The organism is Roseobacter sp. YIN89 (assembly GCF_057219365.1).
The window spans coordinates 374,541-395,962 of record NZ_JBXVVD010000003.1; the positions used below are offsets into that span (position 1 = coordinate 374,541).

The window sequence follows — 21,422 nt, forward strand, 5'->3', positions numbered from 1 at the left end:
TTTCAAGATTCGATCCTCCCGTGTGGTCGGTTTACGACCCGTCAACGCGTCGTTTTTGGGCTGACACCGTTGAAATAGGCAGTATTTTTGCGCAATGAGAGAGATTTTGCACGATGCGATGCCTGAAGATCTTGAGCGTGCGCCGCCGCTCCCCGGTGTCCGGCCATTGTCTGACGGCCGCTGGCTGCGCGTCGATAAGGCCTACGCGGAACAGATGCGATACCGCCGTGAGTTGATCGCCAGTCGGCGGGGCGAGGTTCTGTTTGATGGGTCGCCCGAGGCCCAAGACGCAGTGGCCGAATGTCTGCATGAGGCGATGAAGCTGATGCCCGCGATGGGGTTCAGCTACACGCAACGGCACATATTTTGTCCCGACGGGACCGAGATTGACCACGAAGCCGACAGTCCTTTGGCGACCTTGGCCAAATGCGTGCAAGAAGATGTCTGTATCCTGCAAAAGCAAGGCGAAGAGCATGTGCTTGTTGCCGCTGTTTTGTGCTTTCCGGCCAGTTGGACGCTGGCGGAAAAAGCAGGCAAGCCACTAAGCCGCATTCACGCCCCTGTTGGGGAATACACTGCAAACATGACGCGGCGGGTACAGCGGATGTTTGATGCGGTTCATGACAGCCGTCCTCTATGGCGCAACAATATGCTCGGGTATGCCTCACCAGAGCTCTTTTCGCCGCGGTCCGAGACCGATGCACAAAGAGATGACTTGCCACTGGACGAAGCGCCTTACGTCCGCGCAGAGCGACAGTGCATCCTGCGCCTGCCGCAAACCCGCGCTATCGTTTTCTCGATCCACAGCTACATGGTGAAGAATACGACGTCAGCGTAGCTCTGGCAGACCCAACCACAGCTTTCCGGATCGGAAACCGCCTCGTATGACATAACCTTCATCGTCCAGTTCCGGATGCTGTCGTACCCAATCGCGGAACTTGTCGTTGCTAACCACGCGCCCTTTGCAGTTTTGCGCGGCCTTCAGGATCATAGGATCAGCCTGCGTGCCTTTTTGCACGACCATGACGAAATCTTTCTCAAGGCCAAGTGCACGGCGGAAGTAATTCTCATCTCGGAACTTACCGGTCAGAACGTGGCCTGCATTGGCGTCAAACACGACCCCCGGGCTGAAACCTTTTTTGCGCAGTTCACCGATCACCTTGCGTACCGTCTCAAGATTGGGCTGACCCCTGTGCCAATGCATGACGTTTGACCCGTCGATCACCACACGATTGTCCTTGAGCCGCTGGATCCGGCGCAGCTGCTCGTTGCACAAAGCAATTATCATGCTGGCGATTGCCATCGGCGCTGCGAGTAGGAAAATATCCGACAGTGCAGGCGACAAGAACGATGCGAACACCGCCGAGATCGAAAGAATAAAGATCGCCAACATCATATCGACAAAAGTTCCTCAAAAACAAAACAACGGCGCTAACTACATGACACAAGCGCTTCAGAGGGACGGTTACAGGCCAAGTATGACAGATTTCGGGCGCAATTAAGTAAACATTTTCGAACGTACTTAATGAAAAAATCAGAAAAGGGCGCCTCAATCAGAGACGCCCTTTTCTTTTATCTTACCGGTTTGACGCGGGAAAATGCGATCAGCAGCTGTAGTACATCGCAAATTCGACGGGGTGTGGTGTGTGCTCGTAACGCTCCACCTCTTCCATCTTCAGGTCGATATAGCCTTCAATCTGGTCTTTGGTGAACACGTCACCGGCCAGCAGGAAGTCCATATCTTTCTGCAGTTCGTCCAGCGCTTCGCGCAGCGAACCACAAACCGTCGGAATGCCGGCCAGTTCTTCGGCGGGCAGATCGTAAAGGTTCTTGTCCATAGCTTCGCCCGGATCGATCTTATTCTTGATCCCGTCGAGACCCGCCATCAGCAAGGCTGCAAAGCACAGGTAAGGGTTAGCGGATGGGTCAGGGAAACGCGCTTCGACGCGCTTGGCTTTCGGGCTTTCTGTCCACGGAATACGGACGCAGCCGGAGCGGTTACGCGCAGAATAGGCACGCAGAACAGGTGCTTCAAAGCCCGGGATCAGGCGCTTGTAGCTGTTGGTGCCGGGGTTGGTGAAGGCGTTCAGCGCTTTCGCGTGCTTCAGAACACCGCCAATGTAGTAGAGCGCTTCCTGGCTCAGGTCGGCGTATTTGTCGCCAGCAAAGAGCGGCTTGCCGTCCTTCCAAATTGACATGTTTACGTGCATGCCTGTGCCATTGTCGCCCGCAATCGGCTTTGGCATGAAGGTTGCCGACTTGCCGTAAGCGTGTGCCACGTTGTGGATCACGTATTTGTACTTTTGCAGCTCATCCGCCTGTTTGGTCAGGCTGCTGAAGATCAGGCCAAGCTCGTGCTGACAGGAAGCCACCTCGTGGTGGTGTTTGTCTACGGACATGCCGATGCGTTTCATCGTGGACAGCATTTCGGAACGCAGGTCCATCGACTCGTCTACTGGGTTAACAGGGAAGTAGCCGCCCTTAACACCGGGACGGTGGCCCATGTTGCCCATCTCGAACTCGGCATCGGTGTTCCATGAACCGTCAACCGCATCCACTTCATAGGATACTTTGTTCATGGTGTTGGAGTAGCGCACGTTGTCAAAGAGGAAGAATTCTGCTTCCGGGCCCATGTAGGCAACATCACCGATGCCCGAAGACTTCAGATACTCTTCTGCTTTTTGGGCTGTGCCGCGCGGGTCACGCTCGTAGGCTTCGCCTGTGTCGGGCTCAACAACAGAGCAGTGCAGACAGACGGTTTTTTCTGCATAGAACGGGTCGACATAAGCACTGTCCGTATCGGGCATCAGTTTCATGTCGGAGGCTTCGATGGATTTCCACCCTTCGATGGAAGAGCCGTCAAACATGAACCCTTCTTCAAGGAAGTCCTCATCAACCAGGTCCGACATCACTGTGACGTGCTGAAGTTTGCCGCGCGGGTCGGTAAAGCGGATGTCGACGTAGGCCACGTCTTCGTCCTTGATCATCTTGAGTAGTTCTTTGCTCATTCTCGGATATCCCTCTTGGTTGGAATGAATTGCTGGAAGAAGCGCCAATCAGAGCGCGTCTGAACCGGTTTCCCCTGTGCGGATGCGGATTGTCTGCTCAACCGGCGTGACGAAGATTTTGCCATCGCCAATCTTTTCCGTCTTGGCTGCCGCGACGATCGCGTCGATGGCGCCTTCGACCATATCGTCGTCCAAGACGATCTCGATCTTCACCTTTGGCAGGAAATCGACCACGTATTCAGCGCCACGGTACAGCTCTGTATGGCCCTTCTGACGACCAAAGCCCTTGACCTCGATCACGGACAGACCTTGAACGCCGATCTCCTGAAGGGCCTCTTTGACCTCGTCGAGCTTGAACGGTTTGATAACCGCTTCGATTTTCTTCATGCTGGCCTCCCGCGTCACTGTTCTTCGCGTTTGAGAGCATTCCAGCGGGTCGGGGTCCATGCCGGGCGGCTTTCTGTATGCAGTGGAGCGCAAGATTGATGAGCAGGCGGTGAAAAATAATGCAAATCGCCTAAAATATAAGCGAAACTGAATCGCGGGTATGAAATGACGGAATTACTGACCGCCAAACAGATGCGGCATCTTGAACAAGCGGCCATGGACAGTGGGGCCGTGACCGGGCTTGAGCTGATGGAACGTGCAGGCACAGGCGTCGTCGGAGAGATGATGTCAAACTGGCCTGAACTGGAGAACGAAGCTCGGAGCGCTTTGGTGCTTTGTGGCCCGGGCAATAACGGCGGAGACGGGTTTGTCATTGCGCGGCTTTTGAAAGCGCGCGGCTGGTCGCTCAGTGTGTACCTTTTTGGTGACGCCGACCGATTGCCGGCAGATGCACGCAGCAACTACGACGCGTGGTGCGAATTGGGCATGGTGTCGATGTGGGACCCGGAAGCGATCGCCGCAGAGCCGCAGGCCGATGTCGTCGTAGATGCGGTGTTTGGCACGGGCCTCACCCGAAGCCTGCCGGATGATGTGTTGAAAGGGCTGTCCGTGGCTGGCCAAGGGCGAAAAAACGCCCGCCGCGTTGCGGTGGATTGCCCATCGGGGCTTGATGCTGACACTGGCGTGTTTCTGCGGCCTGAAGATTTGGCGGCTGCCACTGAGCCGGTTGTCAACCGCGCCGATTTGACGGTGACATTTCATAGCCCCAAGCCGGGGCATTATTTGCAGCAGGGGCCGTCGCTTTGCGGAGCGCTGAGGATCGTTGACATCGGTCTGCGCGGCGAGGCGATGGAACGCGCGATTATAGGCACAGCACCTGATTGCGAACGCGCCCGTCTGGCCGAGCCTTGGATGTTTGGCGCGCAAGGGCGTGTGGCCTTGCCTGCGCGTTTCTGGCCGCTTGGCGTGCTTCCCAAAGCGGGGAAGAGCGGCCACAAGTATGATTTTGGTAATGTCTTCGTTTTTGCAGGCGGTGTCGGGCGTGGCGGTGCGGCGCGTCTCGCAGCGCGCGCCGCGCTTCGTGTGGGGGCCGGTCTGGTTACGGTCATTTGCCCAGCTGCTGCGTTGCAAGAGAACGCAGCGCGCCTTGATGCGGTCATGCTGCGCGGCTTGCGCACCGATCAGCCCGTGCGCGAAATTGCTGATGATCGCGCGACCGGGTTCTGCCTTGGTCCCGGCATGGGGGTCGGGTCGGCCACTGTCTCGCGGGTGGAAGAAGTGCTGGCGCGCGGTCCGACCGACCGCGACGATAGAGCTCCGGTTGTGGTACTCGACGCGGATGCGCTGACGAGTTTTTCACGAGACCCCGCCCAGTTGTGGCAACTGGTGAGCGACCGCACCATTCTCACCCCGCATGCTGGCGAGTTCGCTCGGCTGTTTCCGGATATTTCAGCGAAGAGCCGCAACCGGCGTTCAAAAATCGACATGGTCCGCGAGGCGGCAGACCGGGCAGGGTGCGTGGTGCTGCTCAAAGGGCCGGATACGGTGATTGCTGCCCCCGGAGGCGGGGCAGTGGTTCATGCGGCGTCCTATCAGCGTGCGGCACCATGGCTTGCAACCGCGGGCGCAGGCGATGTGTTGGCGGGGCTGATCCTTGGGCTCGCCGCAAGCCCGTTGGCTCCAGATTTAATCGTTTCAGCCGAAGCGGCCGTCTGGTTGCATGTCGAGGCGGCACGTACCTTTGGGCCGGGCCTGATTGCCGAAGATCTACCCGAGATGATGCCAAAAGTTCTGTCTGGTCTGACGGATCAGGGAGGTGCGGCCCACAGCTCGTAAGGCGTGCAGCAGCCCAATTCCATGCCGTCCGCATAAAGAACACCGGGGCGGTCGAGGGTGATCTGGAACAGTGTCATGGGCAGCAGGCCTACATCGCGCACAAACTCCCCGTCGGTGAGCGCTTTTGCCGGGATCAAGGCCTCGCCTTCGCGGGTCAGGGCACGCGCGCGCCAATCACGGACCAGCACGGGTTGGCCTGCAGGCAAAAGGCTGTCACGGTCACTCTTGCGGTGGCCAAGGGACCCGGCGAGCACGTATATCCCCCGACACATGCAGCTTATCTGTTCGATCCGCTTGATCATTGCCGCGCCTGAGTGGCGTGTTACCACAACAGACCCGACCTGCAGCGACTGAACTGGTTGCAGGCCCGCCATGGTGACAACCAGACTATCCCAAAGCATCCCCCGCCGTGCAAATTCATCGCCCAAGAGGGGCGCGGCCGCGCGAGACACGGTTGCAAATAATGGTCTGTTTGATGGCACGTGACCGGTTGTTTCAGGGGTCATCACCGTGCTCCTTTTCAAGCGTGGCCCGAGATTGAGCCGCAATATGACGCCATCCCGTTAAAATCTTATTTATTTCGCTCGCCACGGTGGAATGCATTTGTTAGGACAGCCGCCGGGAGAGTCGGCAGCTCTGTCACAATGCGGGTGTGGCGAAATTGGTAGACGCACCAGATTTAGGTTCTGGCGCCGCAAGGCGTGGGGGTTCAAGTCCCTCCACCCGCACCATAAAAATCATCCAACTAATCGAATTTGTTTATTTATTTTTTTGTGGAATTGATATCCCTCTCCTTTTCCACCTTTCGTGTTGTGCTAGGGGCAGGGCTCAGTTCCTAAAAGTGACAGTCACAGATTTCAGATGTGCCGAAATGTGCTGCTCGCCACATTGATCATAGCTTGTGCAATACGACGCTGGAATTTTGACCGAGCAAACCTGATTTCCATACGAGGGCGCTGCCGTAAAGCGAAAGACTGGTTGGTATGCATGGTTACCGTTCAGCGAAATGCTTCTAGGGGCCCGTTTGAACCCGATGCCGACAATCATTTGTATCCGCCCTGATCCTTCCGGATTGCTAAGCCGTTGTCATGTAGGCAACCATCGCAGGGTCGCGCGGCCCTACCTTCGAGAAGGCCGTGGTATTCACCCTGTTGAGCGGCAAAATTGGTCGTGTAGTCATGGGTGCTGATACAAAACGTAATTAGAAACAGGTTCACGAGACGGTGGACCATGAGTGTAATTCCGGTGGAGCGCCTCTGCTTTGAAAACTTTTGCAGACAGTACCATACACTGGATCGCTGCGCTTTCGGTGGCGATTGTACAAAACGGAATTGCAATTTTTGCTGTGTATTCCTCCAGCCAAGATCGTCTTTCGGATGGAGCTTGCATAGGCGGTTTTGTCGGAGGCCTTCTCAGCTTGGCGATCCTAGCTATGGTCGTGATTTGGTCGATCACGCTCGCTGTGAGATCATTCGGAAATGCGAGGTGGCACAAAGGCCTGAAGCCCCTCAGCGCTGTGGCTCTATCAACTGTGATGGCAATATTCATCGGAATGAATGCTGTGCTGGGTTGCTCCGTCTAGCTCGAAAGTATCTTGTATTGATCGTTCTGCGAAATGACCGAGCGTCAAAAGCACAGCATCTGTCGCTTGTTCGAGCGGAACCCGATCAAGTGTTGATGGGCTGATCTTTTTGCCTGCGGCAAAACTCCCGAACGTCAGTCAATGCAGGAGAGAGACTGCACCGTAACAAAAAAGCCGGGCAATGCGGCCCGGCTTTCTTTTGCTTTGGTAAGCGAAGAGATCAGGGTTTGCCTGCTGTGTCTTCCTGATCGCCCGAAGGCGCATCTTCGTCCTGCTCGGATGCCGTTTCGACGCCCGCAGACTCGGCCAGTTCTTCGTCTTCGGATGCAGCGGCACCGATGTCATCGAACAGCTCTTGGATTTCGAAGTCCGCGGCGGCCTCTTCTTCAGCAGCAAGCTCCTGAATGGACTTGCCAGAAGCCTGCAGTTCAGCTTCTTCAGGCGAGCGCGCGACATTCAATTCGATTGTCGCCTCGACTTCGGGGTGCAGCACGATCTGAACAGGGTGAATGCCCAGTTCCTTGATCGGCGCCAGCACAACCTGTTTGCGATCAACCGAGAAACCAGCCTCTGTTGCAACATCGGCAGCGTCACGCGTGGTCACAGAACCGTAGAGCGCGCCAGCATCGGATGCCGAGCGAATCACGATGAACTGCTGACCGTTCAGCTTGTCCGCGAGGCTTTCGGCCTCTTTACGGGTTTCCAGGTTGCGCGCTTCAAGCTGTGCTTTCTGCTCTTCGAAAGCTGCAATGTTGGCTTTGGAAGCAGACAGTGCTTTGCCCTGAGGCAGCAGGAAGTTGCGGGCGTACCCGGGCTTTACGTCAACGACTTCGCCCATCTGACCCAGCTTTGCGACACGTTCGAGAAGGATAACTTGCATGATGCTCTCCTTACTTCACGGCGTATGGCAGCAGGGCAAGAAAACGAGCGCGCTTGATGGCACGAGCCAGCTCGCGCTGTTTCTTGGCAGACACTGCTGTGATGCGAGATGGTACGATCTTGCCGCGCTCAGAGATATAGCGCTGCAGAAGGCGTGTGTCTTTGTAGTCGATCTTCGGCGCGTTGTCGCCCGAGAAAGGGCAGACTTTACGACGGCGGAAAAATGGTTTTGCGGCCATGGTTTACATCCTTGTCCTAAAGCAAATTAGCGGCGTTCGCGACGGTCGCCGCGGTCACCACGCTCTTCGCGTTTCTGCATCTGAACCGATGGCAGCTCGGCGTGCTCGTCAACCTTGATGGTCAAAACGCGCATCACGTCGTCGTGCAAGCGCATCAGGCGTTCCATTTCCTGCACGGCAGGCGCTGGCGCATCCGAGCGCAGGAAGGCGTAGTGGCCCTTGCGGTTCTTGTTGATCTTGTAAGCCATGGTTTTGACACCCCAGTACTCGTGGTCCACGAGTGTGCCGCCGTTATCGGACAGCACGGTGCCGAAATGTTCGATCAGCCCTTCGGCCTGTGTGTTGGACAGGTCCTGACGTGCGATCATAACATGCTCATACAAAGGCATGTGTTTTCCTCATTTATATCAAGGCGCATTTCAAAGGCGGGGCGATATCCTTTTGCGGCCCCACCACGAGAGACTGCGCGGTTCAAGATTTGTGCAAAAGGAGTGTGCCGTATACACGCTTTGCCCACTGGTGCAAGCCCCGGCGGCCCCTTGTGGAGCCTACAGGGGCCAAATCGTCCCATACCGGCCCAAAACCCGTCTAATTTTGGCCTTTTTTGCCTCTTTAACTCCTGTTTAACCACAATTGAGGACGATGAGACATGACCAGCGCTGCAGATCCTGCAACCTTCGCGTCGATTGAGCCGCAACCGGTGCGCATGACAGACGGAACCCGGATGATCTTGAGGTTCCTTCAGGGCGTCGTTGGAACAGCGCTGCTGATTACTGCCGCCGGCATATGGATCGCGCCCGGAGCGAACTGGGCGACAGAGCTTTTGCTGATGAAGCTGCTGGCCTCGGTCGTCTGCGGCATTGTCGGCCTCTATTGTATGCAAGGCTTCATTCGTCCGGCGGCCCCAAAGGTCGAGATTGACACGATCCGCCACGAGATACGGCTTGTCCGCACCCGCGGGAAGGACCGCTATATTCTGGATCGGTGTGCATTCAAAGATCTTGAGTTGGTGGAAAACTCCGGCACGCATGTTCAACTATGGGGCAAGGACAATGTTCTGCTGGCAGAGGTCGCCGCCTCGGACCGCGTATCGCACCGCAGCCTCGTGACCGCTTTGCGGGTTGCCGGAAAACTCTGATCGCGGTCAGGACTGTTCAGTGTGCGTTTGCGCGCGGCCCTTGTTCATTTCCTGTAATTGTTATTTCAAAGCCTTAGCTCATCTTTATCTCACGTTTTAACCCGGAGATATCGAGATGAAATCGACCCTTTTTGCAGCAGCTATCGCAAGCGCGACTGCCGTCACACCTGTCTTTGCCGAAACATGGGTCCCTGACCCCACACACACCGATGTTGTGATTACATGGAACCACGCAGGCTTTTCCATGCAGACAGCCAAGTTCCACGAAGTGGAAGGCACGCTGGAATTCGAAGCTGGCAATGTGGCCGACGCCAAAGCGGACTTTTCCGTGATGGTAAGCAGCGTGGACAGTGGCGTGGAGATGCTGGACACCGAGTTGGTTGGCGCGCAGTTTTTCGACGCAGAAAACTACCCCGCAATCCGGTTTGTCTCGACGTCCGTCGAGCAGACCGGCGATATGACAGTGCGCGCGACTGGCGATCTAACGATCAAGGACGTAACCAAGCCCGCTACATTCGACATCACCGTTCACAACATGGGCGAGCACCCTGTTGGTCAGTTCTTTGACTACTACAAGGGTGAATGGCTCGGCATGACAGCGACCACGACAATCAAGCGCTCCGAGTTCGGCGTTGCTGGGTTCATTCCAGTCGGTTCAGATGAGATCGACATTCAGATCAACACCGAGATGCGCGCGGGCGGTTTTAAGTAAGTCGCGCTTGATATTAAAGTGTCTGGGCCGTGCGGGTGTACCGCGCGGCCCTTTTTTCTATCTTTGAGCCGGCAAGGAACGCCCTTGCCTCAGAGCGATGTGTTCGCGGCTGTCAGACTGGTGGCGATCCCCACGTCAAAGCCGAGGTTGCTTTCCGTGGGTTGGCTGGTCGCGCCGATCCCAAAATCCATCCGGTTCAAAGAAGTACGGCCGGAGGCTGAGGCGACACCCTCTGAAATTTGCAATTCAAATGGCATGGATACCGGTACGGTCTCGTCTTTGATCGTCAATGTGCCATCAAGGCGGTAGCCATCTGACGTGGCGAGGATATCCGCCGTATACGTTGCAGTTGGAAAGGTCGCTGCATCAAAAAAATCTGTGCCCATCGCTTGCCCCGTTACAGACCCGAGTGTCAGCGATCCGATAGAAATAGTGACATCGACAGACCCTGCCACACCCTCGGTGATGTTTTCATCGAAACTGATAGCGGCAGTCCAGTCCGAGAAACTGCCTGTGACCTCTGTGCCCAGTTGGGTCACGGTGATGGCGATGCCGCCTTCCAGCACCTGCCAGTCAGATTGTACGTCATCAAGCGCGGCAACCTCGACCGCCGGGCTGTCGTGGCCCTCATAGACATGCAGCGCAGAGCCAATGAGCAGGGCAGCAGACCATACGATCACCGCGCCCGCAATTGGAGCCACGACGCGGTGTGCGCCCTGCAATGGGGGCAGGGCAGGACGACCGGGCAGCATGCGCCGCAGCGTGGCGTCGCCGTCGACAAAGTGGTGTTTCAGCGCACCGGCAAGATGCAGAAGGATGGACGCTGCCAGCACACGTTCGAAAACGATATGCAGACCAGCAGTTGTGGCGGCAAGGCCTTCGGATTTCGGCACCAGTGGCAGGTTCTGGCCTAAAGGCCACCAGATCGGCGCAAAGCCTTCGGTGGCTGCGTGGTGGACCCATCCCGACAGTGGAACAAGCAACAGCGAACCGTAAAGTAACCAGTGTACGGTTTCTGCAGCAAAGCTTTCCAGCTTGCGATTGGCATTCAGCAAAGCTGGCTTTGGCTGGTTGAGTGCCCAGATGATCCGCGCGAGAGCAACAAAGAATACGGTCACACCCAGCGTTTTATGAAGCGAGAAAAACCTAGCTTTGTGCGCCAGTTCCGCATCTGTGTCATAAGGCAGGGCATTGGCGTAAATGCCAAGGGGGATCAATGTCAGGATCAGCAAGGCGGTGAGCCAGTGAAACCCCTTCGTGACGGTTCCATAGTGGGACTGGGTATTGCCGAGTTGCATTGTAGAGGCCTTTCATCTGCTGCGTTAGGTAGAGACTAGTTATCCGTGATGCATCGACAATCTGCCGTGCCGCACAGGGGCTGCGCGTGGAGTAGCGGTGTAATTTTGCCTGCAGAATTGTTGCTCTTGCCGCCGGGGCAGGCTAAGGCGAAAGAAAGAAGAGACAAAAACAAAGGGGAGCGAGATGGGCATCGCATTTGTTTTTCCCGGGCAGGGTGCACAGACGATAGGCATGGGGCGTTCGCTGGCGGAGGCGTTTCCGGCCGCTCAGGCCGTGTTCGACGAAGTTGACGCGGCTTTAGGCGAGAAACTCAGTGACCTGATTTGGGACGGGGACATTGAAACCCTGACGCTTACTGAAAATGCGCAACCGGCGCTTATGGCCACTTCGATCGCTGCGATGCGGGCGCTGGAAACCGAAGGCATGGACGTGGCGCGTGCGTCCTTTGTCGCCGGGCATTCGCTAGGCGAATATTCTGCGCTGGCGGCTGCCGGAACATTTTCGATCTCCGATGCTGCAAGGCTGCTGCGTATTCGCGGTTTGGCCATGCAAAAGGCTGTTCCGGTTGGTCAGGGCGCTATGGCCGCAGTGCTTGGTCTGGATTTTGATACGGTGACGCAGGTGGCGGCCGATGCGGCCCAAGGGCAGGTCTGTCAGGTAGCCAACGCAAATGATCCCGCGCAAAATGTGGTGTCTGGTGACAAGGATGCGGTTGAGCGTGCGACTGTAATGGCCAAGGAAGCCGGCGCGAAGCGGGCGCTGATGCTGCCTGTATCCGCGCCATTCCACTGCGCACTGATGGCTCCCGCAGCCGAAAAAATGGCCGAAGCACTGGCGGAAGTTGAAATGGCTGCTCCCAAAGTACCGGTTGTGGCCAATGTGGTGGCAGAAGCTGTCAGTGACCCTGATACGATCCGCGATTTGTTGATCAAGCAGGTTACCGGTCAGGTGCGCTGGAAAACATCTGTGGAGTGGATGGCGTCTCGGGGCGTGACCGAATTCTGGGAAATTGGCGCAGGCAAGGCGCTCAGCGGCATGATCCGCCGCATCGCAAAGGACGCTACGGTGCGGAACATCGGCGTGCCAGACGATGTGAAAGCTGCTATCGAGACTTGAAAAGGGAGAGGCAGATGTTTGATCTGACAGGAAAAAACGCGCTAGTTACAGGCGCATCAGGCGGCATTGGGGCAGATATCGCGCGCGCCTTACACGCCGCGGGCGCGACAGTAGGTCTGTCGGGCACACGGGTCGACCCGTTGGAGGCGTTGGCGAGCGAATTGGGAGAGCGTGCACATGTTCTGCCCTGCAACCTGAGCGACATGGAGGCGGTTGAAGCCCTGCCGAAACAGGCGGCTGAAGCCATGGGATCGGTTGATGTTCTTGTGAATAACGCGGGGATTACACGAGACAACCTGTTCATGCGCATGTCGGACGAAGAATGGCAGTCAGTGCTTGACGTAAACCTGACGGCCACCTTCAAGCTGTGTAAGGGCGTGATGCGCGGCATGATGAAATCCCGCTGGGGGCGCATCGTTAACATTTCTTCGGTGGTTGGCGCGACCGGCAATCCGGGACAGGCAAATTATGCCGCGTCCAAAGCAGGTATGGTGGGAATGTCAAAGAGTCTCGCCTATGAGGTCGCTAGCCGGGGGATCACGGTCAACGCGGTCGCGCCCGGATTTATCGAGACGGCCATGACTGACAAGCTGACCGACGATCAAAAGGCTGCAATCATGGGGCAGGTTCCGGCTGGACGCATGGGCACGCCAGGCGAAATTGCTTCGGCTGTTTTGTACCTTGCCAGCGACGAAGCAGGTTACGTGACTGGCACGACCTTGCATGTCAACGGTGGTATGGCCATGTTGTAACCACTTTCCGCAACCTTTTCGAGCGGGGTGCACAATGCGTTTGCCATTGGTGCAGCTTGTGTTAAAGGGGGCGCAGTTTTCAACCGGGGGTGCTTTGCATGCCCGAACCTTCCTGCACCTGCGGGTCAGGAAATAGAGCCGCCCCTTTTGGGGCATACGCCAAGTCAGGGTCGCGGTGCGCTGCCTGACCGGTAACCGAAAGGGGCCATGCGTGGCCTGAAAGAATGAGGGACTATTATGAGCGATATCGCAGATCGCGTGAAGAAAATCGTTGTGGAACACCTGAGTGTTGAGGAAGACAAGGTCGTGGAAAGCGCCTCTTTCATCGACGACTTGGGCGCGGACAGCCTTGACACTGTTGAGCTGGTCATGGCGTTCGAAGAAGAGTTCGGCATCGAAATCCCTGATGATGCGGCAGAAACGATCCAGACATTTGGCGATGCGGTGAAATTCATCTCTGAAGCCTCCTGATCTTTACCCGGGCTTGCGCCCGACAGATCAGCTGAAATTGGCGCCTTTCCGTTGCGGAGAGGCGCCTTTTTTCATGCTTGGCATCCATGGGGCTTGAAACGCGCAGCCATCCTGCGTCATGGTGGTTGCAGAGGGCGAAAAGCTCCGTTTACGCGATAAAGAGGCAGAGCACATGTCGCGCACGATACCGACGATTAACACGCATCGTTTGACCCTTCGGGGCATGCGAGCAGAAGACTTTAACCGGTTTGCCGAAATATGGGCGATGCCCGAAGTTGTGCGGTACGTTGATCGCACGCCTTGGCCGCGCAGCAAAGCTTGGGCCGCGTTCTTGCGGCACGCAGGACATTGGCAGATCACTGGTTTCGGCCAATGGGCAATTCACCGACATCGGGCACCGGAAATGTCCGGTCAGGTCGGGTTCTTTTACGCAAAACGTGACCTTGGCGATGATTTCGATGATTTTCCGGAGGCGGGTTGGGTGCTGGCACCGGATGCACATGGTCAGGGCTTTGGCATCGAGGCTGTGCGTGCGGCACATGATTGGTTTGATCGCGTCGTCACCGGGCGTCTTGTTTGCATGATCGATCCTGAGAATATTCGTTCCGTCGAAATCGCCAAACAATTGGGATATCAGCGTATGAGGGAAACCGCCTACATGGAAGAACCTGTGTTGCTATTTGAAAGGAACACACCGCCGCAGTAGGCGAAGTTCCACAACTGGGTAAGGAACGACCCTTGCACTAAAAGTGCGCCTCACGGTATGGGAGGGCAACACAAGAAGGGGGCATTACGATGCGCAGAGTAGTTGTCACGGGTTTGGGTCTTGTCACGCCTCTCGCCGATGGGGTCGAGGCGAGTTGGTCGAGAATTCTGGATGGCCAGTCCGGTGCCGGGCCGATCACTGGTTTTGATGCAAGCAATCTGGTGACGCAATACGCCTGCGAAGTGCCCTTGGGTGATGGCACCGACGGGACATTTAACGCAGACGTATATATGGCGCCGAAAGAGCAGCGAAAGGTCGATACTTTCATCATGTTCGGGATGGCCGCCGCGCAGCAGGCTGTCGAAGACTCGGGCTGGCAGCCGGAAGATTCCGAAAGCCTTGAGCGTACGGGTGTCTTGATCGGCTCTGGTATTGGCGGATTGAATTCGATCGCGAACACGGCAGTGATGATGGCTGAGAAAGGCCCACGCCGTGTTTCACCTTTCTTTGTACCGGGCGCGCTGATCAACCTGATCTCTGGGCAGGTGAGCATCAAATACGGGTTCAAAGGGCCGAACCATTCGGTTGTGACGGCGTGTTCGACTGGCGCACACGCCATTGGCGATGCGAGCCGGCTCATTCAGCATGGCGACGCAGACGTGATGATCGCCGGGGGTGCCGAAGCAGCCATTTGCGAGATTGGTATTGCCGGTTTCAACGCCTGCAAAGCATTGTCTACCAAAAGAGGCGACGCGCCACAGACAGCGAGCCGGCCTTATGACGAGGACCGCGACGGATTCGTCATGGGAGAAGGTGCTGGTATCGTCGTGCTGGAAGAGTACGAGCACGCAAAGGCACGCGGTGCCAAAATCTATGCCGAAGTGCTGGGCTATGGCCTTTCGGGCGACGCTTATCACATCACCGCTCCTTCCGAAGACGGTGAGGGCGGCGAACGATCTATGCGTAATGCCTTGCGCAACGCAGGTTTGGAGCCCAAGGACGTGGACTATATCAACGCGCACGGCACGTCGACCATGGCCGACACCATCGAGTTGGGTGCTGTCGAAAGGATGCTGGGCGAACATGCTGGCAAGGTCACCATGTCCTCGACGAAATCGGCGACCGGCCACCTTTTGGGGGCTGCGGGTGCGATTGAGGCCATTTTCTCTATTCTGGCAATCCGCGATCAGGTGGCACCACCCACGATCAATTTGGACAATCCGGCGGTTGAGACAGCTATTGACCTGGCGCCCAACGCGAAACGGGAACGCGAGATCAACGTGGCTCTTTCGAACTCCTTTGGCTTTGGTGGCACCAACGCCAGCGTGATCTTCGGAAAAACCAGCTGATGTGGCGCCATATTGCTTCCAATGCTGTGACGATGCTCGCGGTGGTGCTGTTCCTCGGAGCCGGTGTGATCATGTGGGGGCAGGGGCGTTACACAGGCGCAGGGCCGCTGAATGAGGCTTATTGCGTGGAGGTTCCGGGAGGTACAAACATGCGTCGGGTCAGCGATACTTTGGCCGAAGATGGCGTCATTTCGTCGGCATCGATCTTTCGGATCGGCGCTGATTACGCCGATAAGACGTCTCAGTTGAAGGCGGGCAGTTATCTAGTGCCGGAGAATGCATCGATGGCGCAAATCGTCGATACAATCACCCGCGGTGGTGCAAGCTCTTGCGGGATTGAGATCGTTTACCGGATTGGTGTGAACAGCATCGGTGTGCGTTTGAGGGAGCTCGATCCTCAAACGAACCAGTTCGTTGAGAAAGCGGAATTCAACCCCGTCGAAGAAACATCGCCAGAAATCTATGAGGATCGCAAAGATGACGCGGGCACCCGCTTTCGCGTTGCACTTGCAGAAGGGGTCACGTCTTGGCAGATCGTTGAAGGTCTGAAGGCGATGGACATACTGCAGGGTACGGTGGAAGAGGTTCCGCCTGAGGGTGCTTTGGCGCCGGACAGCTATGAAGTGCGGCCCGGAGACGCGCGCGCCGACGTTCTGGCGCGTATGCGTGCGGCGCAGGAAGGTCGTGTCGCCGAAGCTTGGAGTGCTCGGGCGGAAGACCTGCCGATTCAAACGCCTGAGGAGTTGCTGATCCTGGCATCGATCATTGAAAAAGAGACAGGCGTTGCCGAGGAGCGCGGACAGGTAGCCAGCGTATTCGTGAACCGGCTGAATCAGGGTATGCGGCTGCAGACAGACCCAACCGTAATCTATGGCGTCACGCAGGGACGTGGCGTACTGGGGCGCGGGCTGCGCCAGAGTGAATTGCGCGCCCAGACGCCTTGGAACACCTATGTCATCGAAGGTTTGCCGCCGACCCCGATTGCCAACCCAGGCCGTGCGAGCCTAGAGGCGGCGGCAAATCCGCTTGAGACGCCATTCATCTTCTTTGTTGCGGATGGCACGGGTGGTCATGCCTTTGCCGAAACGCTTGAAGAGCACAATCGCAACGTCGCCGAATGGCGCAAGATTGAAGCTGAGAGAGCATCAAGCAACTAGCGTAACGGCCTCGATTTCGAGAACGCACTGCGCGGCTGTTAAGAAATTCGTTAATGGAACCGTGCGCTAAGATACTGAATTAAAAACGAATTTTGTTGACTCTGCGCGCGGTCTTTGGTACACCTTGTGGCACGCTAGAAGAAGTGGGCAAACGACCCCGGGTTAACTCCCGTCGGGTCGTTTTTTCGTTTCTCTCATCGTGCGGAGGCAAAACGCACGAGAGGTAGAACCTGAATGACCTTGCAAACTGTAGAAACTGTAACGTCTGAAACTGAAAGCCTTCTGAATTCCGTTATCGGGACAATCCAAGAATTGCGCACTGAACTGGAAGCGCTCAAAGCCCGTGTCCGTGAAGGTGACGGATTGGAGCAGACAAAAGACAGCAAGACTGTAGCGACGGCCAAGACGCTACTGCGGACCTGTCAGGATGTGGAGAACCGCCTTGTCGAATGTCGAAGTAAATCAGCCGGAATTGCCCAAGGGGGATACGCCCTTGATCTCGAACGTGCACGCGCTGACATCGGGTGCAAGCTGGATCGGCTCCGCTGCACCAAGCGTGCAGGATGAGTTTTTGAACAGTCTGACAGAGGGAGAGCTTCTGGCTCTCATAAAAATGGTTAATAAACGCTTAATATTATTGATTTATTTCCAAAGCAAAATAGAATGGACACTATAAAATGTTTTGAAAAAGGTTCACACCATGTTCCATAAATCCAGCCTGATACAGCTAAAAGCAAAAAATAATAAGTACTATGTGGTAGTCACCAAGCCACCTGAATTATCACACAATGGTAATCAAATCAGACGATCAACAGGCACGAGTGACTTGAAAGAAGCTGAAAAGCTTCAACACAGCATCACAGAAGAAATCTACCAGACGCTGGATAAGCAGTTGGTTGACATGGGGTTTGCTCCAATCAGAAGAGAAGACCCAACAGACTTCAAAGCACGTGTACAGGGTATAAACAAACGTCAGTACGACAGAATGTTAGCCCACACGGTCAAATTAGAGGCTCAGTTAGGCGATGCAATGGAACGTGCAGAGTTTCCAAAGACTGTATGTCCAAAACCACCTGTTGCCACACCGATACCAACAGACACTTCACAGAAAGCCTCTATGCCTCTCTCTGAGGCTATACCGCTTTATCTAGACGGTAGGTCATGGGACAGAATTAGCACCCAGAAATCGGCTAAACGAGTATTGGAGCGTTTCATGGATTCAGTTGGACCAGAGTATGTAGGTGAAATTCAGAAAGCACATGCTTACCGATTTGCTAAACATCTTGAGGGACAAGGGTATGCAGGTAAGACCATCAAGACCCACATCACATTTGTTTCACCATTTCTTTCTTGGCTAGAACGTGAAGAATTGATTGAAAATAATCCATTCGTTAATCTCACTCTGTCCATTTATGGTAAAAAATCAACAAAATATAGCCCATTCACAAAAGCTGAACTAACAGAAATATTCAGCATTGATATGAGTGAAGACCATAGGCTTCTTTTATCCATCTTGGCTTCAACTGGAATGAGGTTGGATGAAGCTGCACTTCTGAATCATGAAGATATCAAGACCAGTGATGAAGGTGTTCTGTACTACGATCTGACCAATTCTATAGTGAAAAACCAAGGTTCTAAGCGTTTAGTACCAGTACACCCTAAAATTACCCTTCCAGAAGGTCAGGGTAGGCTTTTTAAGAGCGTTAAGACCAATAAGGATGGTAAGACCACTACAAGTCTTTCTAACAGCCTGATGAAGATTATACGCACTGTGACAGACGATAAGCAGAAGGTGGTTCATAGTCTACGCGGCACATTTAAAGATATGCTGCGTGATAATGGTGTTTCAAAAGAGATTAACGACTTCATAACTGGTCATTCATCTGGTGATGAAGCTTCTAAGTATGGAGTAGGACCAAGCTTGGAAGTCAGATTAGAAGCTATCAAGAAGCTTGATCTGGATTTTTTAGACGATTAACGACCAGACTGATTTCTATCATTTGGGTCATGGAGTGCGCATCCAGCCATAAGAAAAATCGCTGGAAGAAGATAGAAGTACCGCATTAAGTGCCTCATATCCCCACGAGAATGTTTCCTACAAATGCGTATCTGAAAAACTGGCACGGTTCAGAGGCTAGAAAGGCAAAATATTGGCGGGCGTCACTGCATTAGCCACAATAGTTTCTGCCGCAGTTGTTAGAACCACTACTGCAACCAAATATACAGCAAAGATTAACGCATTCTCTAAACGGAAAAATGACCTGTTTTCTGGGTTTGGATTGATGCTCATGATGGTTCACCTGCTCGATTACTATTTTTTTACTGAAGCTATACGGGCAATTTGCACACGCACCAATGCGCAGGTTTGAGCTTTTCAGAGAGAGTTGCACGACGGACTCACATTTGGACGAGGACAACGCCAAGCACAGCATTCAGTTCTAGAAAAACTAGCCCTCGGCGGAGGTAAAAAGGTCCATATTATCTCAAGGGATTTGTACGCAATGCTTGGCGGAATTTTGTGAATTAGCCGTTTTATGTTACAGTTAGGCGTTGTTGTAACTGTAACTATTGATTGGCTTGGTAAAATGTCGAATACGAGTTCAAAACCAGAAATACCCGTAAAAGTTCCTCAATCAGGGCAAATACCTCCTAAAAAACCTAACCCGAAACCGAGACCCGTAATTACAGATTACGCCAGTCTCTGACGGACTCCTTCTGCAACACGATCTCGCAACTGTCAGGCTACAAAGTGACATTGCTATCTGATCACGTAGATATCACCTCCTGCGCGATCGTCACACGCGCATACCGACTGCGACGTTTCGCACTTTGAACCAAGCCGCCTATTTTGGTTCGTTCTGAACAGTCTTCAGATATGTAATCAAGTCAGCAAGGTTCTGCGTCACCATCATTGTCTGCCCGCTTGGTAGTTTGATAGCTACTGACTGGACGGTTTCCAGATACGGGCCGAAAACCGGCATATCGCCGTGGCTGCCAATGTTCATGCGACCATCGATCTGCATGGCAACAGTTTCTGTCGGAAACTCTCCGCCGTTACGTTCACTAAGTGTCGTAAGTTGCGGCGCTTCGATGGCCAGCATTTCAGCCATTGGGCCAATGCTTTCTGCGTCCCTTCCATGACACTCGGCACAAAAGTACAGAAAAAGGTTCTCGCCATTCTGCATTTCGACGTTCTGTGCCGAGGCTGGGCCGGCCAGTATGATGGTGGCTAAGGTAAGTCGAAACCGCACAAGTATACTCCCTCAATTTCATTCACTCTGTGCCGATTTAGTCTTGAAAGCAAATCCGTGCTGCCTCATTCAATCTCTGGGCGACAGAATTGGTTGTTAACCTGAAGGCGAAAAGCGGTCCCATAAGAAGGTGGAACACGACAAAGCGCCATGCACCGTAATCACAGATTACGCCAGTATATGACGTGCTCAATCGTTCACCTGAATTTGTAACTATCTCCTGCCCCACAGAGCCACGCACAGCGCAATCAGAGCCGTTTGCGACAAGTATCACCAAGATGGTGCCCTCGTGTGACGCTGCGCTTATGAAATATCGGCAGAAGACCTTTGGCGTACATTATCCTTAAAATGATGCGTGACAAGAATGATGCTGAGAAGGTAAATGTATTTCTATGAAACATGTCCCCAAAAAAACAACGGATGATGCGCTTATTCAGGAGTTCCTCAACAAAGGCGGCAAAGTCAGCGTCGGAAAGACCAAACCACTTAAAGCTGAACTGGGTTTGAGCAACAATGTTTGGAACAACAAACTGACCAAAGAAGAAAAGGCCGCGCGGGATAAGAAGTGATTTGGCGCGGTAGAAGGTGATTTCTCCTTGAGTGAAACTTGCTTCTTCTACAAAACGGCCAATCGCCTATGTTTTTCAACATTCGCGCGGTACATCATCGACTGGCTTACCCCAAGTAAAAAACCTCAGTCCTGACGCTTTCCCAGTGCGTTAATAATTATCTGAAGAAATATTGAATTTATGTGTATTCTCTGCATGAGATCATGACACAGTTGGTGCTTCAATTTAGACTCTAGCTACCAACACCGAAAATGGGGATGGGGAAAAATGGCTAAGAAAAAGACACTCGCTGAACTAAAGGCTGAGAAAAAAGAAGCTGACGAAAAATACTACGCTGAGCTTAAAGAGACGATGAGCCACGAGTTCCATTCAGTTTGGGAAGAGATGATCAAACCTGCCCTACACAGCCTAAAAAAAACGATGGATGAAGTGACAGATAGGTTTGAAGATTTCGAAGATGACTTCAAAGGCTACTTGCGGGAAAAGGAACCGGATGTAGACGTAAAGTTATTGTCAGAGATTTATGGCCATACCCTTCCACTACAAAAGGAAGAAGCAAAGCAATCTAAAGGCAGCAAGAGAAGCTGGTCAGAAGAGACCAAAATCAAACATGTCAAAGAATATGACAAGGCCAAAAAAAAGAGACAGGGCGGTCAATATCTAAGAGAAAATGATCTTAACTCTAACAATATCCAAACTTGGCGTGCGGCATTCTTAGCTGCACTTGATGCAACGGAGAAGGCGTCTGATAAGCCTTAACGACAGATTTTTTGTATAAGTTTTTTGCTCTGAGAGTGGGTACGACTGCTTACACCAGCAGCGGCCGTTCGTAAAAAATCGTCGAAGGTCCGAGTCGCGGACAAAGTGTGAATTCGCTGCGCCTGCGCGAATGTCTGCATTGACTGATTAAACCAATTTCGATTCTGTTTTTCGAAACATCGATTTGTATATATCCTACGGGCGCTGCGTGG

General features: G+C 54.1%; 25 protein-coding genes and 1 tRNA gene. 16 read left to right on the plus strand and 10 right to left on the minus strand.

Annotated elements, in window-relative coordinates:
• Positions 1-94: 94 nt before the first annotated feature.
• Entirely contained in the window at positions 95-838 is a 744-nt protein-coding gene (locus tag AC2D8V_RS14155; RefSeq protein WP_484734226.1) for a heme-dependent oxidative N-demethylase family protein, read from the plus strand.
• On the opposite strand, the gene AC2D8V_RS14160 is transcribed toward AC2D8V_RS14155, so the two are convergent.
• A complete protein-coding gene (locus tag AC2D8V_RS14160; protein ID WP_484734227.1) occupies positions 830-1,303 on the minus strand; it encodes an NYN domain-containing protein in 474 nt (157 codons plus the stop codon). The genes AC2D8V_RS14155 and AC2D8V_RS14160 overlap by 9 nt on opposite strands.
• On the opposite strand from AC2D8V_RS14160, the gene AC2D8V_RS14165 reads away from it, so the two are divergent.
• Entirely contained in the window at positions 1,287-1,502 is a 216-nt protein-coding gene (locus tag AC2D8V_RS14165) for a hypothetical protein (RefSeq protein WP_484734228.1), read from the plus strand. The two genes, AC2D8V_RS14160 and AC2D8V_RS14165, sit on opposite strands and share 17 nt — an antisense overlap.
• Before the next feature lie 102 nt (positions 1,503-1,604).
• On the opposite strand, the gene glnA is transcribed toward AC2D8V_RS14165, so the two are convergent.
• Together glnA and AC2D8V_RS14175 are read right to left on the minus strand one after the other, a co-directional pair.
• Complete coding sequence (gene glnA / locus AC2D8V_RS14170) at positions 1,605-3,008, minus strand: type I glutamate--ammonia ligase (protein ID WP_484734229.1); 1,404 nt, start codon at positions 3,006-3,008, stop codon at positions 1,605-1,607.
• Between the two features lie 48 nt (positions 3,009-3,056).
• The gene (locus AC2D8V_RS14175; RefSeq protein ID WP_484734230.1) at positions 3,057-3,395 is read right to left on the minus strand and encodes a P-II family nitrogen regulator; all 339 of its coding nucleotides are present in this window, start codon (positions 3,393-3,395) and stop codon (positions 3,057-3,059) included.
• Between the two features lie 165 nt (positions 3,396-3,560).
• Here AC2D8V_RS14175 and AC2D8V_RS14180 point away from each other — a divergent pair, with 165 nt between their 5' ends.
• Positions 3,561-5,231 (plus strand): NAD(P)H-hydrate dehydratase, encoded by a 1,671-nt coding sequence (locus AC2D8V_RS14180; protein WP_484734231.1) that lies wholly within the window; start codon positions 3,561-3,563, stop codon positions 5,229-5,231.
• Here AC2D8V_RS14180 and AC2D8V_RS14185 read toward each other — a convergent pair.
• On the minus strand, positions 5,204-5,737 hold the full coding sequence (locus AC2D8V_RS14185) for a Hint domain-containing protein (RefSeq protein WP_484734232.1): 534 nt from the start codon (positions 5,735-5,737) through the stop codon (positions 5,204-5,206). The genes AC2D8V_RS14180 and AC2D8V_RS14185 overlap by 28 nt on opposite strands.
• A 140-nt stretch (positions 5,738-5,877) precedes the next feature.
• Between AC2D8V_RS14185 and AC2D8V_RS14190 the strand changes: the two genes are divergently transcribed.
• Positions 5,878-5,962, plus strand: a tRNA-Leu gene (locus AC2D8V_RS14190).
• 1,071 nt (positions 5,963-7,033) lie between these two features.
• On the opposite strand, the gene rplI is transcribed toward AC2D8V_RS14190, so the two are convergent.
• From rplI to rpsF, 3 genes are read right to left on the minus strand one after another with little or no spacing between them, the layout of a single operon-like run.
• Positions 7,034-7,693, minus strand: coding sequence for a 50S ribosomal protein L9 (gene rplI / locus AC2D8V_RS14195; protein ID WP_484734233.1), 660 nt, complete (start codon positions 7,691-7,693; stop codon positions 7,034-7,036).
• 10 nt (positions 7,694-7,703) lie between these two features.
• A complete protein-coding gene (gene rpsR, locus AC2D8V_RS14200) occupies positions 7,704-7,931 on the minus strand; it encodes a 30S ribosomal protein S18 (protein ID WP_005982441.1) in 228 nt (75 codons plus the stop codon).
• Between the two features lie 26 nt (positions 7,932-7,957).
• A complete protein-coding gene (gene rpsF / locus AC2D8V_RS14205) occupies positions 7,958-8,320 on the minus strand; it encodes a 30S ribosomal protein S6 (RefSeq protein WP_484734234.1) in 363 nt (120 codons plus the stop codon).
• Between the two features lie 260 nt (positions 8,321-8,580).
• Here rpsF and AC2D8V_RS14210 point away from each other — a divergent pair, with 260 nt between their 5' ends.
• Positions 8,581-9,069, plus strand: coding sequence for a hypothetical protein (locus AC2D8V_RS14210; RefSeq protein WP_484734235.1), 489 nt, complete (start codon positions 8,581-8,583; stop codon positions 9,067-9,069).
• A 115-nt stretch (positions 9,070-9,184) separates the two neighbouring features.
• On the plus strand, positions 9,185-9,781 hold the full coding sequence (locus AC2D8V_RS14215; protein ID WP_484734236.1) for a YceI family protein: 597 nt from the start codon (positions 9,185-9,187) through the stop codon (positions 9,779-9,781).
• Between the two features lie 89 nt (positions 9,782-9,870).
• Here AC2D8V_RS14215 and AC2D8V_RS14220 read toward each other — a convergent pair whose 3' ends face one another.
• Positions 9,871-11,079: a cytochrome b/b6 domain-containing protein gene (locus tag AC2D8V_RS14220; RefSeq protein ID WP_484734237.1), complete on the minus strand. Its 1,209-nt coding sequence runs from the start codon at positions 11,077-11,079 to the stop codon at positions 9,871-9,873.
• Between the two features lie 184 nt (positions 11,080-11,263).
• Here AC2D8V_RS14220 and fabD point away from each other — a divergent pair, with 184 nt between their 5' ends.
• The 8 genes from fabD to AC2D8V_RS14260 all read left to right on the plus strand — a co-directional run bounded on the left by fabD (position 11,264) and on the right by AC2D8V_RS14260 (position 18,609).
• The gene (gene fabD / locus AC2D8V_RS14225; RefSeq protein WP_484734238.1) at positions 11,264-12,196 is read left to right on the plus strand and encodes an ACP S-malonyltransferase; all 933 of its coding nucleotides are present in this window, start codon (positions 11,264-11,266) and stop codon (positions 12,194-12,196) included.
• A gap of 14 nt (positions 12,197-12,210) precedes the next feature.
• The gene (fabG, locus tag AC2D8V_RS14230) at positions 12,211-12,948 is read left to right on the plus strand and encodes a 3-oxoacyl-[acyl-carrier-protein] reductase (protein WP_484734239.1); all 738 of its coding nucleotides are present in this window, start codon (positions 12,211-12,213) and stop codon (positions 12,946-12,948) included.
• A 237-nt stretch (positions 12,949-13,185) separates the two neighbouring features.
• Positions 13,186-13,419, plus strand: a complete 234-nt coding sequence (locus AC2D8V_RS14235; protein WP_484734240.1) for an acyl carrier protein — start codon at positions 13,186-13,188, stop codon at positions 13,417-13,419.
• A gap of 172 nt (positions 13,420-13,591) precedes the next feature.
• Positions 13,592-14,125 (plus strand): GNAT family N-acetyltransferase, encoded by a 534-nt coding sequence (locus AC2D8V_RS14240; RefSeq protein ID WP_484734560.1) that lies wholly within the window; start codon positions 13,592-13,594, stop codon positions 14,123-14,125.
• Positions 14,126-14,214: 89 nt separating this feature from the next.
• Complete coding sequence (gene fabF / locus AC2D8V_RS14245) at positions 14,215-15,474, plus strand: beta-ketoacyl-ACP synthase II (protein WP_484734241.1); 1,260 nt, start codon at positions 14,215-14,217, stop codon at positions 15,472-15,474.
• Entirely contained in the window at positions 15,474-16,631 is a 1,158-nt protein-coding gene (gene mltG, locus AC2D8V_RS14250; RefSeq protein WP_484734242.1) for an endolytic transglycosylase MltG, read from the plus strand. The genes fabF and mltG overlap by 1 nt, the downstream gene beginning before the upstream one ends.
• Before the next feature lie 234 nt (positions 16,632-16,865).
• Positions 16,866-17,198, plus strand: coding sequence for a hypothetical protein (locus tag AC2D8V_RS14255; RefSeq protein WP_484734243.1), 333 nt, complete (start codon positions 16,866-16,868; stop codon positions 17,196-17,198).
• A 133-nt stretch (positions 17,199-17,331) separates the two neighbouring features.
• Positions 17,332-18,609: a hypothetical protein gene (locus AC2D8V_RS14260; RefSeq protein ID WP_484734244.1), complete on the plus strand. Its 1,278-nt coding sequence runs from the start codon at positions 17,332-17,334 to the stop codon at positions 18,607-18,609.
• A 156-nt stretch (positions 18,610-18,765) separates the two neighbouring features.
• On the opposite strand, the gene AC2D8V_RS14265 is transcribed toward AC2D8V_RS14260, so the two are convergent.
• Together AC2D8V_RS14265 and AC2D8V_RS14270 are read right to left on the minus strand one after the other, a co-directional pair.
• Positions 18,766-18,921, minus strand: a complete 156-nt coding sequence (locus tag AC2D8V_RS14265) for a hypothetical protein (protein WP_484734245.1) — start codon at positions 18,919-18,921, stop codon at positions 18,766-18,768.
• A gap of 553 nt (positions 18,922-19,474) precedes the next feature.
• The gene (locus tag AC2D8V_RS14270; RefSeq protein ID WP_484734246.1) at positions 19,475-19,882 is read right to left on the minus strand and encodes a c-type cytochrome; all 408 of its coding nucleotides are present in this window, start codon (positions 19,880-19,882) and stop codon (positions 19,475-19,477) included.
• 392 nt (positions 19,883-20,274) lie between these two features.
• Between AC2D8V_RS14270 and AC2D8V_RS14275 the strand changes: the two genes are divergently transcribed.
• The gene (locus AC2D8V_RS14275) at positions 20,275-20,451 is read left to right on the plus strand and encodes a hypothetical protein (protein ID WP_484734247.1); all 177 of its coding nucleotides are present in this window, start codon (positions 20,275-20,277) and stop codon (positions 20,449-20,451) included.
• 267 nt (positions 20,452-20,718) lie between these two features.
• Positions 20,719-21,210, plus strand: a complete 492-nt coding sequence (locus tag AC2D8V_RS14280) for a hypothetical protein (RefSeq protein WP_484734248.1) — start codon at positions 20,719-20,721, stop codon at positions 21,208-21,210.
• Positions 21,211-21,422 lie beyond the last annotated feature (212 nt).

Excerpts from the sequence above, each read along its gene's own strand:
- AC2D8V_RS14155 (WP_484734226.1), top strand. The coding sequence starts at position 95 with ATGAGAGAGATTTTGCACGATGCGATGCCTGAAGATCTTGAGCGTGCG.
- AC2D8V_RS14165 (WP_484734228.1), top strand. The coding sequence starts at position 1,287 with ATGCTGGCGATTGCCATCGGCGCTGCGAGTAGGAAAATATCCGACAGT.
- AC2D8V_RS14160 (WP_484734227.1), bottom strand. The coding sequence starts at position 1,303 with ATGGCAATCGCCAGCATGATAATTGCTTTGTGCAACGAGCAGCTGCGC.
- glnA (WP_484734229.1), bottom strand. The coding sequence starts at position 3,008 with ATGAGCAAAGAACTACTCAAGATGATCAAGGACGAAGACGTGGCCTAC.
- AC2D8V_RS14175 (WP_484734230.1), bottom strand. The coding sequence starts at position 3,395 with ATGAAGAAAATCGAAGCGGTTATCAAACCGTTCAAGCTCGACGAGGTC.
- AC2D8V_RS14180 (WP_484734231.1), top strand. The coding sequence starts at position 3,561 with ATGACGGAATTACTGACCGCCAAACAGATGCGGCATCTTGAACAAGCG.
- AC2D8V_RS14185 (WP_484734232.1), bottom strand. The coding sequence starts at position 5,737 with ATGACCCCTGAAACAACCGGTCACGTGCCATCAAACAGACCATTATTT.
- rplI (WP_484734233.1), bottom strand. The coding sequence starts at position 7,693 with ATGCAAGTTATCCTTCTCGAACGTGTCGCAAAGCTGGGTCAGATGGGC.
- rpsR (WP_005982441.1), bottom strand. The coding sequence starts at position 7,931 with ATGGCCGCAAAACCATTTTTCCGCCGTCGTAAAGTCTGCCCTTTCTCG.
- rpsF (WP_484734234.1), bottom strand. The coding sequence starts at position 8,320 with ATGCCTTTGTATGAGCATGTTATGATCGCACGTCAGGACCTGTCCAAC.
- AC2D8V_RS14210 (WP_484734235.1), top strand. The coding sequence starts at position 8,581 with ATGACCAGCGCTGCAGATCCTGCAACCTTCGCGTCGATTGAGCCGCAA.
- AC2D8V_RS14215 (WP_484734236.1), top strand. The coding sequence starts at position 9,185 with ATGAAATCGACCCTTTTTGCAGCAGCTATCGCAAGCGCGACTGCCGTC.
- AC2D8V_RS14220 (WP_484734237.1), bottom strand. The coding sequence starts at position 11,079 with ATGCAACTCGGCAATACCCAGTCCCACTATGGAACCGTCACGAAGGGG.
- fabD (WP_484734238.1), top strand. The coding sequence starts at position 11,264 with ATGGGCATCGCATTTGTTTTTCCCGGGCAGGGTGCACAGACGATAGGC.
- fabG (WP_484734239.1), top strand. The coding sequence starts at position 12,211 with ATGTTTGATCTGACAGGAAAAAACGCGCTAGTTACAGGCGCATCAGGC.
- AC2D8V_RS14235 (WP_484734240.1), top strand. The coding sequence starts at position 13,186 with ATGAGCGATATCGCAGATCGCGTGAAGAAAATCGTTGTGGAACACCTG.
- AC2D8V_RS14240 (WP_484734560.1), top strand. The coding sequence starts at position 13,592 with ATGTCGCGCACGATACCGACGATTAACACGCATCGTTTGACCCTTCGG.
- fabF (WP_484734241.1), top strand. The coding sequence starts at position 14,215 with ATGCGCAGAGTAGTTGTCACGGGTTTGGGTCTTGTCACGCCTCTCGCC.
- mltG (WP_484734242.1), top strand. The coding sequence starts at position 15,474 with ATGTGGCGCCATATTGCTTCCAATGCTGTGACGATGCTCGCGGTGGTG.
- AC2D8V_RS14255 (WP_484734243.1), top strand. The coding sequence starts at position 16,866 with ATGACCTTGCAAACTGTAGAAACTGTAACGTCTGAAACTGAAAGCCTT.
- AC2D8V_RS14260 (WP_484734244.1), top strand. The coding sequence starts at position 17,332 with ATGTTCCATAAATCCAGCCTGATACAGCTAAAAGCAAAAAATAATAAG.
- AC2D8V_RS14265 (WP_484734245.1), bottom strand. The coding sequence starts at position 18,921 with ATGAGCATCAATCCAAACCCAGAAAACAGGTCATTTTTCCGTTTAGAG.
- AC2D8V_RS14275 (WP_484734247.1), top strand. The coding sequence starts at position 20,275 with ATGAAACATGTCCCCAAAAAAACAACGGATGATGCGCTTATTCAGGAG.
- AC2D8V_RS14280 (WP_484734248.1), top strand. The coding sequence starts at position 20,719 with ATGGCTAAGAAAAAGACACTCGCTGAACTAAAGGCTGAGAAAAAAGAA.